Raw genomic sequence first — 15,804 nt, 5'->3', positions numbered from 1 at the left:
TGATGAACCTCGCCGATATGCCCACCCCTCTCCGCCCAGGCTCCGTGCGCGTCAGTGTCGAACGCTGGGGTGAGTTGCCCGGCGGCGACGTGGCGCGCCTATTCACGCTGCGTAATGTGCACGGCATGCGCGTCGCCATCAGCGATCTCGGTGCAACGCTGGTCTCGTGGAATACCGCCGATCGCACGGGACGCGTGGCCGATGTCCTGCTGGGTCACGATACGCCCGCTGAATATTTCGCCGGCCATGCTTATCTGGGCGGCGTGATCGGACGCTGGGCAAACCGCATCGAGAACGCGCGCTTTGCGCTCGACAATGTCGCGTATTCGCTTGACCGTAACGAGGGCGACAACCTGCTTCACGGCGGTACGGCAGGCTTTCATCGCGCACTATGGGACGCGCAGGAAGTGGACGGCGGACTGGTCCTCACGCATGAGTCGCCGGAGGGCGACGCGGGGTTCCCCGGTAATGTGTCGACCACATTGCGCTACACGCTCGACGACGACGGCACGCTGACGCTCGCGTACGAAGCTGTAACGGATGCGCCTACGCCGCTCAACCTGACAAACCACGCGTGCTTCAACCTGTCCGGCGACGAAACCGCCGATATCCGCGGCCACGTGATTTCCATCGATGCCGACACGTTCTTCGAAGTCGATGCTGCGCTGATCCCCGAAGGCCGCGCGCAGGTCGCGGGCCATGCGTTCGACTTCCGCGCAAGCGCTCCGCTGGGTGCGCGGCTCGACTGGCCGCACGATCAGCTCGCGCGTGCCGGCGGCTTCGATCATTGTTATGTCGTGGGTGAAAACGGTAAGACGCTCAAACCCGTCGTGCGGCTTTACGACCCCGGCAGCGGCCGCGAATTGACGATGGGAACCAACGCGCCCGGCGTGCAGTTCTATACCGGCAATCATCTGGATGGCATCGTGGGACGGCATGGACGGCGTTACGGCAAACACGCCGGCCTGTGTCTCCAGGCCGGCGCGTTTCCTAACCAGGTCAACATGGCGGACGCGGGCAGCGTGATCGTGCGCCCCGGTGAACCGTACCGGCAGGTGACGTGGTATCGGCTCGGCTTGCAGCAATAAGCGCTTTATTTCACGACGATCGTGCCCGTCATGTGCGGATGGATCGAACAGAAATACTTGTACGTGCCGGGTTTCGAAAACGTCTGTGAAAAGTTCTCCCCGGAATCGAGCGGCGCCGATTTGAATTCGCGCGGCGTTGCATCGTTGACGATGGTATGGGGCATATCGTCATGGTTTTCCCACGTCACGGTCGACCCTGCTGCAACGGATAACTGAGCAGGACTAAACGAAAAATTGTCGATCACTACGGTGGTCGCCGGCGTAGCCTGGGCCGCGAAGGCTGGCGGGGCCGCCAGCGTCGTTGCGAGGCAAAGTGCAGCCATTGTTTTAGAGAGCGTCTTGGCCAGCCGTGCACGCCGATAGTCAAGTATTGCCATCATCATTCTCCGCTTGGTTCAAGTTGGCGCTCATGCGCTGAGCCGTGAATCGACAACGGCCAGCTCGGTCTTGCCCGGGATATAGTTGACCGAACGCACACCCAGCATCTTGCGCAGCGTATCGGCAGGAACTTTCATCGGACCGGGACCTGCCGCGGTGCCCGGCGCGGGTTGCGGAAATGCGGTCGACAACGCGGAGTAAAAGCTGATCTCGCCTTCAACTTTTTGCGCGACCTGATGCACATGGCCGTTAAGCACCGTGACCGAACCGAAGCGCTTCATCATGCTCAGCGCCTGCGCGCTGTCGTCCGTTCCCCAGCCCCATTGCGGATACAAAGACCAGAGGGGGATATGCGCGAACACGACAATCGGCGTGCTGCTCGTGCGTGCCTGCAGGTCTTTCTTCAGCCACGCCAGTTGCTCATCGCCGAGAAACCCCAGGCCGCCGCCACGCAGATCCAGCACATTGGTCAAGCCGATAAAATGCACCCCGTTCTGGTCGAAGCTGTACCACTTCGGGGCCGAGGGTTTGGCGAAGCGCTCGAAATACGAACCGCCGTCGTCGACGAGCACGTCGTGTTCGCCCGGTACGTAGTGCACGTCGAGCCCGGCGCTCCCGATGATCTGCGTGGCGGTGTCGAATTCGTCAGGCTTGGACAGGTGGCTGATGTCGCCGGTATGGATGATGAACTTCGGCTTCTCCGAGCTCGTGCGGATCTTGTCGACGGCTTCCTTCAAGGTGCTCGCCGGGTCGAGGTTCGGGTCCTTGCTGAAGCCGATGTGACTGTCGCTGATCTGCACGAAGCTGAACGCATGACGGTTGACTTCGGCTGCCTCCGCGGTGCCGCCGATCAGCTTGGAGCCAGGCACGCCGCCGTTCATTGTCCACAGCATGCCGGCGCCGGCCCATGCCATGCACGTCAGTGCTGTGCGGCGTCTGGCGCCGTGTTCCGTGAGGGATTCTGGTAATAGGATTTTTCGGTCGAGGTCTGACATGATCGGCTCCTGTGGGTGGGTATGCAAAACAGCGATGCAAGGTGGGGAAGCATTTCCCCATGCCCACCAAACTCAGAGGCCCATGGCTTTATTCCCGGTAAATTTTTTCGATAACCTCGCATAATCGGGAATAAATCAGGAAGCCGGCGAGTAAGTACAGTTGAGAGCCGGCGTCTTGTAGTGCGGTAGTGCAATATCGCGGTATTGCACACCCACCGGCGGTCCGTCATGCGCGTTGGCGCGTGGCGCACGTTCAGCACGTTCCACGGCAACACCGGTTGCCAGGGAGAGTACCAATGGCGAAGCACTCGCCGAATCGCTTCGACGCGGTGATGCTGCCGCATCTTGACGCGGCGTATAACCTTGCGCGCTGGTTGAGCGGCAGTCCCGCGGACGCCGACGACGTCGTGCAGGAAGCCTTCCTGAGAGCCTTTCGTTTCTTCGATGGCTATGAGGGCGACAATCCGCGCGCCTGGCTGCTGGCGATCGTGCGCAACACGTGGTTCACCGAATGGCGCAGGCAACATAACCGCGCGGATGCCACGCCCTACGACGACTCGCTCAATGTCGACGACCAGCTTCCCGGCTGGGCCGATGAAAGCGGCGAAGATCCGGAGAAGCTGGCCGTGCGTCAGGACGAGACCGAACTCGTGCATCGGGCGTTGGCTACGTTGCCGGTTGAATATCGTGAAGTGATCGTGTTGCGTGAGCTGGAAGACATGAGCTACAAGGATGTGGCCGCGGTGGCGGGGATACCGATGGGGACGGTGATGTCGCGGCTTTCGCGGGCGCGGCGCATGTTATGCACAGCAGTCAAGGCGGCCCAGGGTGGGTCGGACCAGCAGGCAATCCGTCTGGTCAAAGCGCCACCCGCAGGTCCCGAGGAGTCCAGGCGTGGAAACTAGATCTAATTCATCTCTTGCTGAAAAGCTGCGTGACGGCTCGCTTTACGAACGGGCACCGCAATCCCTGCGTGCGCAGGTGCAGGCGCGGTTAAACGCCGAAGCCGCCAAGGAAGCTAAGGAAGCTAAGGAAGCGCAGCAAAAGCCATCGTTCTGGAACGGGTCATGGCGCATGGCGGGCCTGCCGTTCATCGGCGGCGGAGTCGCGGGAATCGGCTTGTGCTCGCTGGTCTTCATGACGCTGCTCTGGACCCAGCAGCCGCCCCGTGGCGCGGATGTGCAACAGGAGATCGTCGCAAGCCATGTACGGGCGCTGATGTCGGAGCGCACGATGGATGTGCTGTCGAGCGACCAGCATACGGTCAAGCCCTGGTTCAACGGGCGTATTGACTATGCGCCGCCCGTGGTCGATCCCCAGGCGCAAGGCTTTCCGCTGGTCGGCGGGCGGCTGGACTATGTGGATCATCGCCCCGTTGCCGTGATGATCTACCGGTATCTGAAGCATCCGATCGACTTGTACGTCTTCCCCGATGATCACGGCAAAGGCGATGGCAAAAGCGCGTCGTCGTCCACGCCCCTGGTCACGCAATCCGACGATGGTTATTCACTGGTCGAGTGGCGTCAGGACGGCATGGTGTATTGGGCAATCAGCGATGCATCGGCGGTCTACATCAAACGTTTCGCCGAAGCGATCAGAGCGGGAACGCGGCAATAAGCGGGATTGTGCGGCTTGACACCGGTGGTCCGCGTTTCACCTGTTCGCGGACCACGGGACAGGCGTCAAGGTCCGCATCATGGCGCGGCCGGAACCGCTGCCGCACCACAGCTTTATCCGGCTTCGCTGCTCCCGTTGCCGGCCACCGTTGCGTACTTCACCACCACGAAGCGCCGCGCTTTTGCTTCCTCCACCGCTGCGTCAGTCCGTTCTCTTCTCTTCGATCCAACCGCCCTTCGCGCCGACCGTTGCGCGCGCACACGTTCGCGGGCGGCCGCTCTTGTGCCTGATGACGATTCGGCGTCTCATGTGAACAACACGGCGCGCCTGGAATTTTCGGGCGAGCTGATCGTTTTCAATCTTAAGAACCATACAGCGTGATAAATGGGCGAATGCTTGTATCCGCTTGCAAGCGCGCAAAATGACAGACGATTTCACGATCGGTTTTCAAAGAAAATATTACTGAACGCTGTCAATCATCTTGCGAATAGGGGCGTTAAATGCCGTTTTGTAACGATCGGAAAAATGGCGCGTAACGTCTGTAATGGCACTTCGTGGTCAACTGAATTAGCGTTCAGTTGTGCTCCTTTAATGCAGCGGATGGCGGGACGGTCCGATATCTGCTTGCGATAAAGGAATCGGGGGAGCGTGTCGTCAAACCAGGTTGGGAGAAATGTCGTGAAACGCCTGAATTCTTGCTTGCCGCTGGCGGCGGTGGCTGTCGCCGCAGCCTGTATCTGCGTGCCGGCAGATGCTGCACGTGTTTTTGTGGGTGTGGGGGTGGGATTGCCTTATTACTATCCAGTTGCGCCCGTTCCGTATTACTACCCTTATGCGCCCGTTTACCCGCCGGTCATGGCTGTGCCGGCGCCGCCGGTGAACTACGTCGAACAGGGACCCGCGCAGGGTCCGGGGCCATCGGCCGATGCCTCTGGACAACAAGGCGGGTCCTGGTACTACTGCGAGGCATCGAAAGCGTATTACCCGTATGTGAAGGAATGCCCGGCCGGCTGGCGTCCCGTGGCGCCGCAGCCAGGCAACTCTCAGTAATCCTTGAACGGAAGATCAAAGCGTCATGAAGTATCCAAGACTTGCATTACTCGTTTCGATGGGGGTGTCGCTGGGCATTCTTGGCGGTTGCGCCGTAGTGCCTCAGGGACCGAGCGTAATGGCCCTTCCCGGCACGAACAAGACTTTCGACCAGTTCCGCGCAGATGACGGTTCGTGTCGCCAGTTCGCGTATCAGCAGGTTGGCGGTGACTCGACCAATCAGGCCGTCAGCAACAGCGCGGTGGGCAGTGCGGTGGTCGGTACCGCGTTGGGCGCAGCGGCAGGTGCGGCGTTCGGCGGCGGTTCGGGTGCAGCTATTGGCGCCGGCGCCGGCTTGCTGGCCGGCAGTATGTTTGGTGCGAGCAACACCCAAGGTTCGGCCTACGACGTTCAGCGGCGCTATGACTATGCTTACCTGCAGTGCATGTATGCGAACGGTAATCGGGTGCCAATGCGCGGGCGCATGATGAGCGCAGCGCCGCCGCAAGGCGTTTATTCGACGCAACCCCCTCCTCCGCCACCGCCGCCCGGAATGCCGCCGCCTCCGCCGCCGGGGTATTGACGGGGTATTGAAGCAGGCACATTTTCGTTCGCACCCGTCCAAGGGGTTCAGCTGGAGGAGTGCGAACGAAAAACCTATCCCAGCGTACGGATCGAATTGCTGATTCCGCGCGCGCAATCAATCACCGCAGGCGCCAAGCGCTGCTCTGCTTCGGCGAGCGACCAGCGGCTCGTGGGCGCCACGACATGCACCGACGCCACCGGTCGCCGCTCCCCGTCGACCACGGCCGCTGCAATGGTCATATCGCCGATAAACAACTCCTCCCTGTTCGACGCATACCCGCTAAGCCGCCCCTGCACCAGCCGAGAATCAATCTCGCCGAGATCCGTCACCGTGTACTGCGTATGCACCACACGCTCACTCCCCTCCAGCAGCACGCGTGACTCATCCTCCGGCAACGCCGCCAGATAGGCCCTCCCTGACGCTGTGCAATACATGGGGATGCGACTGCCAATAGGCATGTGAATTGGCAAGAATTTCGTACACACAAAGCGCGCGACATAAACCATCTCGACCCCATCCGGCTCGGTCAGGTTGGTCGTCTCCCCCGTTACATTCGTCAGCTCGGACAGGAACGGATTGGCGACATCGATCAACGTATCCGCGGACAGGTAGTTAAAGCCAATCTGCATCGCCTTCACCGCAAGCTGGTAACGCTTGGTGCGCGGATGTTTCTTCACATATCCGAGCTTTTCCAGCGTGTAGATCATGCGCTGCGCCGAACTCTTCGTGATCGACGTTGCCTCCGCGACCTCCGGTAGCGTCATCGTTCGCCGCTGCGCGCTGAACGCTCGCAAAACCGCAATGCCCTTCTCCAGCGACTGATTAAACAGCGCATCCGGTGCATCTGGCGCATCAACAGCCATTGCAGGCACGTCCGCTTGAAGGTCCGGTCTGGTTCGGTTCATGGATTTACCCAATTGTTTGGCTCACGGTTCGAGATCATTATGCAACACTACCATATCGAATATCGATACGTATATTTCGATTGACGATTTTTTTGTCTCGAATAAGATACGTCAAACATCATTTACCGATTTTTTGACCGATCCTTCCCAATCAGTGGAGAGCCTCATGTTCCAGTTCGTCAAACGCTTCGCCTGTGTCTTTGCAACGGGATTGCTGCTCGCGGGCGCGCCGGCCCTGTCGGTGGCCGCTGCCGCCACTTATACGGTCGGGGCGACGGCGACGGGCGTGCCGTTCACGTTCCTCGACGTCAAGTCCAACTCGATCCAGGGCTTGCTGGTCGATGCCATCACGGCGACCGGAAAGGCGTCAGGCTTTGACGTCAGTATTGAACAAACAACGTTCTCCTCACTAATTCCGTCGCTGACCACGAAGAAGATCGACATTATTTCTGCCGCCATGCTGAAGACGCCGGCGCGCCAGCAAGTCGTCGACTTCTCGGACACGGTGTATTCGTATGGCGAAGGCCTCATCGTGCGCGCTGACGACACCGGCAAATACCCGTCAATGGACTCGCTCAAAGGCGAAGTGGTGGGCGCTCAGGTTGGCACGGCGTTTGTCGACGCGCTTAACAAGAAAGGTATTTTCAAGGAAGTGCGCACCTACGATTCCGTCGCCGACATCATGCGCGACGTCGCGCTTGGACGCATCAAGGCCGGCTTCGGCGACCATCCGATCATTGCTTACCAGCTTCAGCACAACCCGAATCCGCAATTGCGTCTGGTCAACGAGTATCAGCCGGAAGTGGTGGGTCAGGTCTGCTTCGTCGTACGCAAGGGGGACACAGCGACGCTCGACCAGTTGAACGCAGGCATCAAGAAGATCAAGGCGGACGGCACCCTGATGCAGATCATCAAGAAGTGGCAGGTGGAATAAACACATCCTCAGCACAGAGAGGATTGAAGCCATGTTCTTCCAGAACGCCATCGAGTTCCTGCCGATCCTGCTGAAAGGCGCGGTCGTCACGATCGAGATCACCTTCTGCTCGTTCATCCTGAGCACGCTGCTCGGACTCCTGCTGGCGCTGATGCGCGTGTCGTCGAACAAGGTCGCCTCGCACGCGGCCTCGACGTTCATCAACGTGATCCGCGGTCTGCCGATCATCGTCCAGCTCTTTTATATCTACTTCGTCCTGCCCGATCTCGGCGTGAGTTTGTCAGCGTTCCAGGCTGGTTTTATCGGGCTGGGCATCGCCTATTCCGTCTATCAGGCGGAGAATTTTCGCGCGGGTATCCAGGCGATCGATCACGGTCAGATAGAAGCGGCGCAATCCATCGGCATGCGCGGCGGACTGATCATGCGCCGCGTGGTGTTGCCGCAAGCGTTCAAGATCGCACTGCCGTCCTACGGCAACACGCTCGTGATGATGTTGAAGGACTCGTCGCTTGCATCCACCATCACGGTCGCTGAAATGACGCGTGCCGGGCAGCTGATTGCATCGTCGACCTTCCAGAACATGACGGTATTCACGCTGGTCGCGTTGCTCTATCTCGCGCTCAGCCTGCCGCTCGTCTATGGCTTGCGCCGCCTCGAACGCCGTCTCGGCCTCAAGGGGAAACGATGATCAAGGTCGAATCGATTCATAAACGCTTCCACGATCAGGAAGTGCTCAAGGGCGTCAGCCTCAACGTGGAAGCGGGTCAGGTGGTCTGCCTGATCGGCCCGTCGGGGTCGGGTAAATCAACGCTCCTGCGTTGCATCAACGGCCTGGAAACGCATGACGCCGGCACGATCACCGTGGATGGCAGAGCAGTCGATGCCCGCTCGCATCACATTCACGAATTGCGCATGCAAGTGGGCATGGTGTTCCAGCGCTTCAACCTGTGGCCGCACCGTACCGCGCTGGAGAACGTCTGCGAGGGTCCGGTGTTCGTGAAAAAAGAAGGCCGTGTGCAGGCCCGGGACAAGGCGCGCCATCTGCTCGACAAGGTCGGGCTCGGGCATCGTATGGACGCTTATCCGTCGGAATTGTCAGGCGGCCAGCAGCAACGCGTGGCGATCGCCCGCGCGCTCGCCATGGAGCCCAAGGCCATCCTGTTCGACGAACCTACCTCCGCGCTTGATCCGGAGCTGGTCGGTGAGGTCCTGAGCGTCATGCGCCAGCTTGCCTATGACGGCATGACGATGATTGTCGTCACGCACGAAATGAGCTTTGCGCGCGAAGTGGCGGACAGGGTGTGCTTTCTCTACGACGGCACCATCTGCGAGGAAGGCGCCGCAGCCGATCTTCTCGAACGTCCGCAACATCCTCGCACGCGCGATTTCCTGCGCCGGGTGCTCACCTCCTCCGACGCGCCTTCGACCTGAATATCCAACATGAGCCTTGTTGAAGTTGCACGACCGTTGCCGCCCTCTCTCTGGGCCGCGACTGCGGAACCGGCCGTCGATACCCCGCCGCTCGATACCTCCGTCAAGACCGATGTGCTGATCGTCGGGGCGGGTTATACGGGTCTGTCGAGCGCCTTGCATCTTGCCGGGCACGGCTTGAAAGTCTGCGTGATCGATGCGAATGAACCGGGCTGGGGCGCGTCCGGCCGCAACGGCGGCCAGGTGATCCCGGGGCTTAAATACGACCCCGACGAACTCATCCGCCGATATGGATCACGCGATGGCGAAGCACTCGCGCAGATTGCAGGCGGCGCCGCGGACACGGTCTTCGACCTGATCGAACGCCACCATATCCAATGCGACGCCACGCGCAATGGCTGGATTCAACCTACGCATTCGGACAAGCTGCTCAGCACGCTGCACGCCCGCGCGCGGCAGTGGGAAGCTCGCGGTGCGCCTATTGAACTACTCGACCGCTCTCAGGTTGCTAAGCGGCTGGGCACCGAAACGTTCGTGGGCGGCTGGATCGACAAACGCGCCGGCAGCGTGCAGCCCCTGAGTTACGCGCGTGGACTGGCGCGCGCGGCGATGGCAGCGGGTGTCGCTATTCACGGCGCCACCCGCGCCGTCGCGCTTGAACGAAGCTCTGAAGGATGGCGCGTACGCTGTGCGGGCGGTGTTGTCATCGATGCGAAACAGGTGCTGCTCGCGACCAACGGTTATACCGATGCGCTTTGGCCCGGTCTCGCACAATCGGTGATCGCGGCGAACAGTTTCATTGTCGCAACCCGGCCTCTTCCCGACGATATCGCAGCGACTGTGCTGCCTGGACGCGAAGTCGCGTCGGACTCGCGGCGGCTCTTGCTGTATTTCCGCAAGGACGCCGCCGGCCGCTTGCTGATGGGCGGCCGCGGTCCCTTCCGCGATCCGCGTACTGCCGCCGATTGGGCGCACCTTGAACGCGCGGCGCGGTTGATGTATCCGCAACTCGAAGGCATCGAATATGAATATCGATGGGCGGGACGCATTGCCATTACACGGGACTTTCTGCCGCATGTTCACACGCCTGCCGAAGGCTTGACGATTGCGCTGGGCTACAACGGACGCGGCATCGCCATGGCGACAACCCTGGGCAAACACCTGGCCGCGTTCATGAGCGGTGCGGCACAGGGGTTGCCTCTGCCGCCCACATCGATCAAACCGATCCCCTTTCATGCATTGCAGCGCGTCTATATCAGCGCGGGCGTGGCGTGGTATGGCCTGCTGGATGCACTTTCCTGACAACTGTCCGATGGCGGCGCACGTGTGACGCTTGCGAAAAAAAACCTTGGCGAACCGAAGAAGCGTAAATTCATTGGATAGGTTCCGGCCGGTTGCGTGGCGGTTGCATGGCTCACGCAACGGGTCCAACGTCGAAGTCGGACACGCTGTACAGGAGGAGCAACCATGAACACAAAACAAAGTAAAAAGGGACATCTCGAAGCCGCAGCGTCGCATCACGAGCAGGCCGCGCGATTTCACCGCGAGGCGTCACATCATTTCGGAGCGGGCAAGGACTACGACCACGCCGCCCACCAGGCAATCATGGCGCACGGTTACGCGCTTCACGCCATAGATGAAGCCAACAGTGTCGTCAAACATAACGCGGGTGCGTCGACGGTATTGCCAGCGCCGACAGGCTCCGCCGAAAACACGACCGCAGCGCAGCATCACGCAACGGCGGCGGAACTCCATGGGCAGGCGGCGCAGCATTTGCGACACGCAGCCAAACTCTTCGACGATGACCGCAGCGCTGTCGCTCACGACACCCAGCTAGCGTTTTCCCTAGCCGTGCGCGCGCTAGCTCATGCCAACGAGGCGGCCCGGCAGCATGTTACGTTGATGCGTGATAAGGCGCCGGTCACCGGCGCGGCCTGAGAGCGCTGTTGAAAGAATGTTGCCGCGAGCAACATGAGGGACACCGTCAACGCCCTGGCCTCTTCGTTCAAAACCAGCCAAACGAACGCCAGGGCGCGTGCTCGTCACTATCTGCCTAAGGATCAGCCTAAGGTCGCGCATTGCGTATTACGCTTTAGCAATGGCTCACACCTGATGTGTGTGGCCTTGCATGAAGCTGCGGGTACTTAAATCCGACCTAGGTCGTAACGGCCGCTCCGCCGAATGGCTCGGCCATGCTGGTCTGGTTTCTGCCTGACGCCTTCGCCCGATACACGGCTTGGTCTGCCGCTTTGATCAGCGCGAGCGCGTCGGACACTTCTTCGGTGTCGGTACACGCTACGCCGATGCTCACCGTGATGACCCCATGTTCGCTCCCGTTGTGTTCGATAGCCAGTCCACGCACAGCCGCGTGGATAGCGGCTGCAACCACAGCCGCCGCCGCACCGTCCGTTTCCGGCAGCACCACGACGAACTCCTCGCCCCCAAAACGTGCGGCGATATCGCCCGGCCGCTGGCTGTTACGCGCGATCGCCTGCGCCACGGCGGTCAACGCGTCGTCACCGGCTTGGTGGCCGTACGTGTCGTTGTAGCTTTTAAACCGGTCGATATCCACGAACAAAAGCGCCAGGGGTTTTTTCGAGCGTTTCGAACGGTGCCATTCGAGCATGAGACGATCGTCCAAACTGCGGCGGTTACTCAGACCCGTCAGCCCGTCGATACGGGTCATGTCGCGCAACTGCTGCTCCACGACCAGCCTGTGCCTGAATTCCACGGAGAGAAGCTGCGCGGCAAATAACAGCCCAACGATCAGCAGCGCAGTGACAATACCGATGTACCAGGCCCGGCTGGTCCAGTCCGCGAAGACGTAACGGGTCGCGGGCGCAATGATCACGATCATCTTCAGCTTGTCGAACTTGCGGAAGTTATAGAGCCGCTCCTCACCATCGTTTCCAGACGTGCTGATGAACGACGTCTCATGCGTCTGCTTGAATCGCTCGAAGTTTTTTCTTCCGCTAAAGTTCCCGTCGACCTGGATGCCATCATTCGGATAACGTAGGATCACATGGCCGTCATCCTGCAAGAGCGTGATGTTCCCACCGGGCCCGAGCTTGACGCCCGACAGCAAGTTCTGGAAATAGTCGAGCCGAAACGCCGCTACCACCACACCGGCGAACGACCCATCAGGATGGTTCACCCGCCGGCTGAACATGAGATCGACTTCGCCTGGATTGAGGCGCGACTGCAATGGACGGCTGACGAACAGCCCCAGGTTCGGATTGTCGCGATGAACGGTGAACCATGTGCGATCGGCCAGATCCACGCTGCGCGGAACCGCGCTTGTGGAATCCACAATGATCCTGCCCCGCGAATCAAGACACAACAACGAGCCTATGTACTGGCTGGCGCTAGCGGATCTGTCGAAGAGAAGCTCCCGTCTCAGGTGGTCCGGCAGCCGCATGACGTCCGCGTCTTGTGCACCGTCCACGGCCGCTCGAATAGAGAGGTCCATGAGTTGGGAGGTGTAGGTGATGTCATGTTCAATGACGCGCGCGAGGTTGTCCGCATTCTCGACAGCGCGAGCGGTCGCGTCCTGGCGCGCCTGCACCAGAACAGCCAGGGCGAACCCGAGCACGATCACTGAGAAAGCGATGCTGCCTAGACCTATTGCATTCGGATGGCGCGCTAAAGCCGCTCTTAGCCGAAAGAAAATAGTGGGTCTTTTTAACATTCGAAGGCTTCCAACGCTAAGGCCTTATTGTCTGGCTGTCTGGCGCTTATCGGACCCGAGCCGACCCGCGTCTGTTCGCAATTCGCCGATCGACCCGCCCGCTTGGGCGGAAGCGGTTCCCCTAAAGCCGCAATTACCCACGCAATCCGTCATTGCCTTGCATGCGCGTCCCAACTTTCGATTGCCTCATCACTCCCGGTCTGTTCCCGGTCCTTGCCGAGCATTAGCACTTATTCGTCGTGCGATTATTCTATGCGCTCCGGGGTTGCTCGCGACGATCTTTCTTCTGTTGTTTGTTCTCTTGTATGCCTTTGTCCGTCAAAGCAGTCATTGCAATACGACAGCATCAAGGTACCCGTCGCGCAGTGAAACGCTGGATGCGAAAAAGCCGTTCCGGCGAAATGCGGAACGGCTTTTTCAAAAACTGCTTAATCGTGGTTAATCGTGCTTAATCGTCATGCCGGAGATCGTGAAGATCTCGCTGCTGATGTTGCGAATTTAACCGGCTATCGATGCCGTGCCGACACATCGAGCAACCGGAAAGCTTCCCGTAATCAATGGCAGCGATTTTCCCAATGGTGATGCACCTTCACTTTGTGGCATTCGCGATGATGGTGATACTCCTCGGCGGAGGCCGAAGCGACGACGCCGAATGATGCTGCTGCGAGAGCGAGGGCAATAACGATTTTCTTCATGGTGTTTTCCATAAGTGTGAGGCGGGTAATAAGTGAAGTGGCTTCACAAAGCGGGTTATTCAGGCACAGGTAATACAGACGCCGACATCGGCGGACGAGTTCATCAACACGCATCAACCGGCACTGAAGTTGATGATGTCGTCAATCACGCGTCCCAGGAGGTTTCCGCCGGTCGATGGTTGTTCACCTATTCCCCTTGTTAACGGCCCGAAAGCGAAATGGATAACAACTTTCTGTAATTTTTTGCGCTAAAAGTCACTGGGGTTTACGTGAATCAAACGCAGTTCAGGACGCGAATTGAAACATGGGATAAGTGTGGCCAATACTTCAGTCGATAGGTATGTAATGTCGGCATTTCGTAATCTATCCGAACGCTGCACGCTCATCGATTCGGCTGCATGGGCTGCGGCATGCAGTGCATCCATGTATACGCAAGGCTTGTTCCTCCCATTTTTCAAAGACCGCTTGTCATGCGGTGTAACGCATGTAAGCAGTCTTGCAACGCATGAGACGCAAGCACGACATACACTTATTACGCGTCTTCTCCCAAGACGCGGTTGTGAGTGATGCAAGTGACTGCAGCTTGGCCCGCCCTCTTGGGTGGGCCGTTTTTTTATTCACAAACAAACGAGTCACTAATGAACCGTATCCCGTTCGCACCGGCCGTCGCTTGCCTCCTCTTCATTTCTTCAATTTCCTCCACTTACGCGCAGTCGAGCCCGGACGTAGCCAACTCGGCAATTGCGCAGAATTTCCAGTACATCAATCATCCGCCTGCGCCGCCGGTTCAAGCCAGCGCTCCGGCCGCAACCGGACGTGGTCGGGGGCATCGGCACCAGCAAAGCTCAACTGACGCCGACCAGACTCAATAGCAACAAGACCTGCGGTTGTACGGCTAACAGCAAAACGTTTAACGATCCTCTGGATTGCTAACGCCGACGCATCAGGGTGAACCGAGATTCAGTGCACTCGCATTCATAATCTCGCGGCTGGTTTCGGCCACGTTGTCCGCGTGCATAACTTCCCCATGCAGTCCTCACGATCTGGCTAGTATTGGAGCAGACACTCTTCGAGCCTGCCCGCCATGCCATCACGTCCCATCCCGGGCCGCCGTCGCTTCATGCTTGCCTGCTTGTCGCTGCCCTGCACTGTCCCTCTTGGCGCTCACGCCGCCGTACCGCCACCTGCAGCGCAGAGTCTTCGCAAACGCGTCTTCGCTCACTACATGGTCGCGTGGCCGCGTGGCGGCCCGCACGCAACCGTTGCCTCTTATGAATCGGAATGCCGTGACGCGCACGCGCGCGGCATCGACGGCTTCGCACTCAATTGCGGCGGGTGGGATCGCAGCGAGCCGCACTATAAACAACGCGTGCTGCGCCTGTACGATGCAGCCGCGCGTCTGAACTTCGACTTCAAACTGTTCGTCTCCGCCGACGGCCGGGCGCAGGACGAAATCGAGGACATAGTCGCCACTACGCGCGGTCTCAAGGCGCAATTGTTCGTTGATAACAAACCCGTGCTGTCTGCCTATGCCGCGGGAGGCAAGGATTTCACTAATGGCGCCGCGCTCATGCGCGAAGCCCGCCGGCTGGGCGCATTCTTCGTGCCGCACTTTTTCCCGTCGTCGGGCGAGCGGCAGATATCCGCACGTGAAGCCTCTGAAATTGTGGAACACCTTGGTACTGCTGATGGATATTTCTACTTCGGCGCAGCGGGTTCGCCAAACCTGATCGCGAGGTCCACTGAGGCGCTCAATGCGGAACTCAAGAGCCGGGGCAAGGTCTTCATGGCGCCGGTCACGCCGTATTATCGCGGGCTGCGTGCGGGCACCAACTATCGTGCGTTCGAAACCAGCGGCTTTTCTGGCATGGCGACCGAATGGGAAGCGGCGATCGCGTCCGGTGCGACGTGGGTGCAGATCGTGACCTGGAATGACTGGGCCGAATCCACGTATGTGGCGCCCATCGGCGGCACCGGTCGCGCTCATGTCTACGACGATCGCTTCGGCGATCTGCTCTCGCATACCGGTTATCTCGATGCGAGCCGGTACTACATCGAATGGTTCAAATCGGGGAGCAAACCTGCCATCACGCAGGATCAACTGTTCTATTTTTATCGGCTGAATCCGCTTGGGCAGGATCATCAGCATTCGCCGGACGCACACGATGCCAGCACGCCACCGCGCAGCCGCGAACCACTGTCGTCGCAGATTCACGTGTCAGTGTTCCTGACGGCGCCGGCGGTGCTTGTGGTGTCGGTGCAGGGCTCTATCACGCGCTTGGATGTGCCCGCAGGGGTCACACATATCAGCGCGGATGCCCGAGCCGGCACGCCACGTTTCGTACTGCAGCGAGAAGGCAAAATCATTATCGACAAGACCGGCGAACAAGCCATTACCACCGATGACTTCTCCGGCGCCTACAACTATTTTTCGGGTAGCGCGAAAGCTTAGCGAGGC

At 59.6% G+C, this 15,804-nt stretch carries 16 protein-coding genes; 11 read left to right on the top strand and 5 right to left on the bottom strand.

Annotated elements, in window-relative coordinates; translation table 11 throughout:
• Positions 1–2: 2 nt before the first annotated feature.
• The gene (locus FH08_RS0125710) at positions 3–1,088 is read left to right on the top strand and encodes an aldose epimerase family protein (protein WP_035567151.1); all 1,086 of its coding nucleotides are present in this window, start codon (positions 3–5) and stop codon (positions 1,086–1,088) included.
• Between the two features lie 5 nt (positions 1,089–1,093).
• On the opposite strand, the gene FH08_RS0125705 is transcribed toward FH08_RS0125710, so the two are convergent.
• Together FH08_RS0125705 and FH08_RS0125700 are read right to left on the bottom strand one after the other, a co-directional pair.
• On the bottom strand, positions 1,094–1,465 hold the full coding sequence (locus FH08_RS0125705; protein WP_235210494.1) for a cupredoxin domain-containing protein: 372 nt from the start codon (positions 1,463–1,465) through the stop codon (positions 1,094–1,096).
• 30 nt (positions 1,466–1,495) lie between these two features.
• Positions 1,496–2,461 (bottom strand): metallophosphoesterase family protein, encoded by a 966-nt coding sequence (locus tag FH08_RS0125700; RefSeq protein ID WP_035567149.1) that lies wholly within the window; start codon positions 2,459–2,461, stop codon positions 1,496–1,498.
• Between the two features lie 296 nt (positions 2,462–2,757).
• Between FH08_RS0125700 and FH08_RS0125695 the strand changes: the two genes are divergently transcribed.
• From FH08_RS0125695 to FH08_RS0125675, 4 genes are all read left to right on the top strand, one after another.
• Positions 2,758–3,366 carry an RNA polymerase sigma factor gene (locus tag FH08_RS0125695; RefSeq protein ID WP_051888528.1) on the top strand — a complete coding sequence of 203 codons (609 nt, stop codon included), beginning with the start codon at positions 2,758–2,760 and terminating at the stop codon, positions 3,364–3,366.
• The gene (locus FH08_RS0125690; RefSeq protein WP_031361113.1) at positions 3,356–4,078 is read left to right on the top strand and encodes an anti-sigma factor family protein; all 723 of its coding nucleotides are present in this window, start codon (positions 3,356–3,358) and stop codon (positions 4,076–4,078) included. The genes FH08_RS0125695 and FH08_RS0125690 overlap by 11 nt, the downstream gene beginning before the upstream one ends.
• Before the next feature lie 678 nt (positions 4,079–4,756).
• Positions 4,757–5,128, top strand: coding sequence for a hypothetical protein (locus tag FH08_RS0125680; RefSeq protein ID WP_419178025.1), 372 nt, complete (start codon positions 4,757–4,759; stop codon positions 5,126–5,128).
• A gap of 25 nt (positions 5,129–5,153) precedes the next feature.
• Positions 5,154–5,690 carry a YMGG-like glycine zipper-containing protein gene (locus tag FH08_RS0125675; RefSeq protein WP_031361110.1) on the top strand — a complete coding sequence of 179 codons (537 nt, stop codon included), beginning with the start codon at positions 5,154–5,156 and terminating at the stop codon, positions 5,688–5,690.
• Between the two features lie 74 nt (positions 5,691–5,764).
• On the opposite strand, the gene FH08_RS0125670 is transcribed toward FH08_RS0125675, so the two are convergent.
• A complete protein-coding gene (locus FH08_RS0125670) occupies positions 5,765–6,556 on the bottom strand; it encodes an IclR family transcriptional regulator (RefSeq protein ID WP_031361109.1) in 792 nt (263 codons plus the stop codon).
• A gap of 208 nt (positions 6,557–6,764) precedes the next feature.
• Between FH08_RS0125670 and FH08_RS0125665 the strand changes: the two genes are divergently transcribed.
• The 5 genes from FH08_RS0125665 to FH08_RS0125645 all read left to right on the top strand — a co-directional run bounded on the left by FH08_RS0125665 (position 6,765) and on the right by FH08_RS0125645 (position 10,901).
• The gene (locus FH08_RS0125665) at positions 6,765–7,532 is read left to right on the top strand and encodes an ABC transporter substrate-binding protein (protein WP_031361108.1); all 768 of its coding nucleotides are present in this window, start codon (positions 6,765–6,767) and stop codon (positions 7,530–7,532) included.
• A gap of 31 nt (positions 7,533–7,563) precedes the next feature.
• Positions 7,564–8,220: an amino acid ABC transporter permease gene (locus FH08_RS0125660; protein ID WP_031361107.1), complete on the top strand. Its 657-nt coding sequence runs from the start codon at positions 7,564–7,566 to the stop codon at positions 8,218–8,220.
• Positions 8,217–8,963: an amino acid ABC transporter ATP-binding protein gene (locus FH08_RS0125655; RefSeq protein ID WP_031361106.1), complete on the top strand. Its 747-nt coding sequence runs from the start codon at positions 8,217–8,219 to the stop codon at positions 8,961–8,963. The genes FH08_RS0125660 and FH08_RS0125655 overlap by 4 nt, the downstream gene beginning before the upstream one ends.
• Positions 8,964–8,972: 9 nt before the next feature.
• The gene (locus FH08_RS0125650; protein ID WP_031361105.1) at positions 8,973–10,265 is read left to right on the top strand and encodes an NAD(P)/FAD-dependent oxidoreductase; all 1,293 of its coding nucleotides are present in this window, start codon (positions 8,973–8,975) and stop codon (positions 10,263–10,265) included.
• 165 nt (positions 10,266–10,430) lie between these two features.
• Entirely contained in the window at positions 10,431–10,901 is a 471-nt protein-coding gene (locus FH08_RS0125645; RefSeq protein WP_035567146.1) for a hypothetical protein, read from the top strand.
• Positions 10,902–11,118: 217 nt separating this feature from the next.
• On the opposite strand, the gene FH08_RS0125640 is transcribed toward FH08_RS0125645, so the two are convergent.
• Positions 11,119–12,651: a sensor domain-containing diguanylate cyclase gene (locus FH08_RS0125640; RefSeq protein WP_081889570.1), complete on the bottom strand. Its 1,533-nt coding sequence runs from the start codon at positions 12,649–12,651 to the stop codon at positions 11,119–11,121.
• 554 nt (positions 12,652–13,205) lie between these two features.
• Positions 13,206–13,346: a hypothetical protein gene (locus FH08_RS52990; protein ID WP_200878786.1), complete on the bottom strand. Its 141-nt coding sequence runs from the start codon at positions 13,344–13,346 to the stop codon at positions 13,206–13,208.
• Positions 13,347–14,430: 1,084 nt separating this feature from the next.
• On the opposite strand from FH08_RS52990, the gene FH08_RS0125630 reads away from it, so the two are divergent.
• Positions 14,431–15,798: an endo-1,3-alpha-glucanase family glycosylhydrolase gene (locus tag FH08_RS0125630; protein ID WP_035567144.1), complete on the top strand. Its 1,368-nt coding sequence runs from the start codon at positions 14,431–14,433 to the stop codon at positions 15,796–15,798.
• Positions 15,799–15,804: the final 6 nt, after the last annotated feature.

It is taken from the genome of Caballeronia sordidicola (genome assembly GCF_000729995.1).
In the GTDB taxonomy this organism is placed as follows: Bacteria; Pseudomonadota; Gammaproteobacteria; order Burkholderiales; family Burkholderiaceae; genus Caballeronia; species Caballeronia sordidicola_A.
This window is presented reverse-complemented; position numbering and strand designations above follow the sequence as displayed.

Excerpts from the sequence above, each read along its gene's own strand:
- FH08_RS0125710 (WP_035567151.1), top strand. The coding sequence starts at position 3 with ATGAACCTCGCCGATATGCCCACCCCTCTCCGCCCAGGCTCCGTGCGC.
- FH08_RS0125705 (WP_235210494.1), bottom strand. The coding sequence starts at position 1,465 with ATGGCAATACTTGACTATCGGCGTGCACGGCTGGCCAAGACGCTCTCT.
- FH08_RS0125700 (WP_035567149.1), bottom strand. The coding sequence starts at position 2,461 with ATGTCAGACCTCGACCGAAAAATCCTATTACCAGAATCCCTCACGGAA.
- FH08_RS0125695 (WP_051888528.1), top strand. The coding sequence starts at position 2,758 with ATGGCGAAGCACTCGCCGAATCGCTTCGACGCGGTGATGCTGCCGCAT.
- FH08_RS0125675 (WP_031361110.1), top strand. The coding sequence starts at position 5,154 with ATGAAGTATCCAAGACTTGCATTACTCGTTTCGATGGGGGTGTCGCTG.
- FH08_RS0125670 (WP_031361109.1), bottom strand. The coding sequence starts at position 6,556 with ATGGCTGTTGATGCGCCAGATGCACCGGATGCGCTGTTTAATCAGTCG.
- FH08_RS0125665 (WP_031361108.1), top strand. The coding sequence starts at position 6,765 with ATGTTCCAGTTCGTCAAACGCTTCGCCTGTGTCTTTGCAACGGGATTG.
- FH08_RS0125660 (WP_031361107.1), top strand. The coding sequence starts at position 7,564 with ATGTTCTTCCAGAACGCCATCGAGTTCCTGCCGATCCTGCTGAAAGGC.
- FH08_RS0125655 (WP_031361106.1), top strand. The coding sequence starts at position 8,217 with ATGATCAAGGTCGAATCGATTCATAAACGCTTCCACGATCAGGAAGTG.
- FH08_RS0125650 (WP_031361105.1), top strand. The coding sequence starts at position 8,973 with ATGAGCCTTGTTGAAGTTGCACGACCGTTGCCGCCCTCTCTCTGGGCC.
- FH08_RS0125645 (WP_035567146.1), top strand. The coding sequence starts at position 10,431 with ATGAACACAAAACAAAGTAAAAAGGGACATCTCGAAGCCGCAGCGTCG.
- FH08_RS0125640 (WP_081889570.1), bottom strand. The coding sequence starts at position 12,651 with ATGTTAAAAAGACCCACTATTTTCTTTCGGCTAAGAGCGGCTTTAGCG.
- FH08_RS52990 (WP_200878786.1), bottom strand. The coding sequence starts at position 13,346 with ATGAAGAAAATCGTTATTGCCCTCGCTCTCGCAGCAGCATCATTCGGC.
- FH08_RS0125630 (WP_035567144.1), top strand. The coding sequence starts at position 14,431 with ATGCCATCACGTCCCATCCCGGGCCGCCGTCGCTTCATGCTTGCCTGC.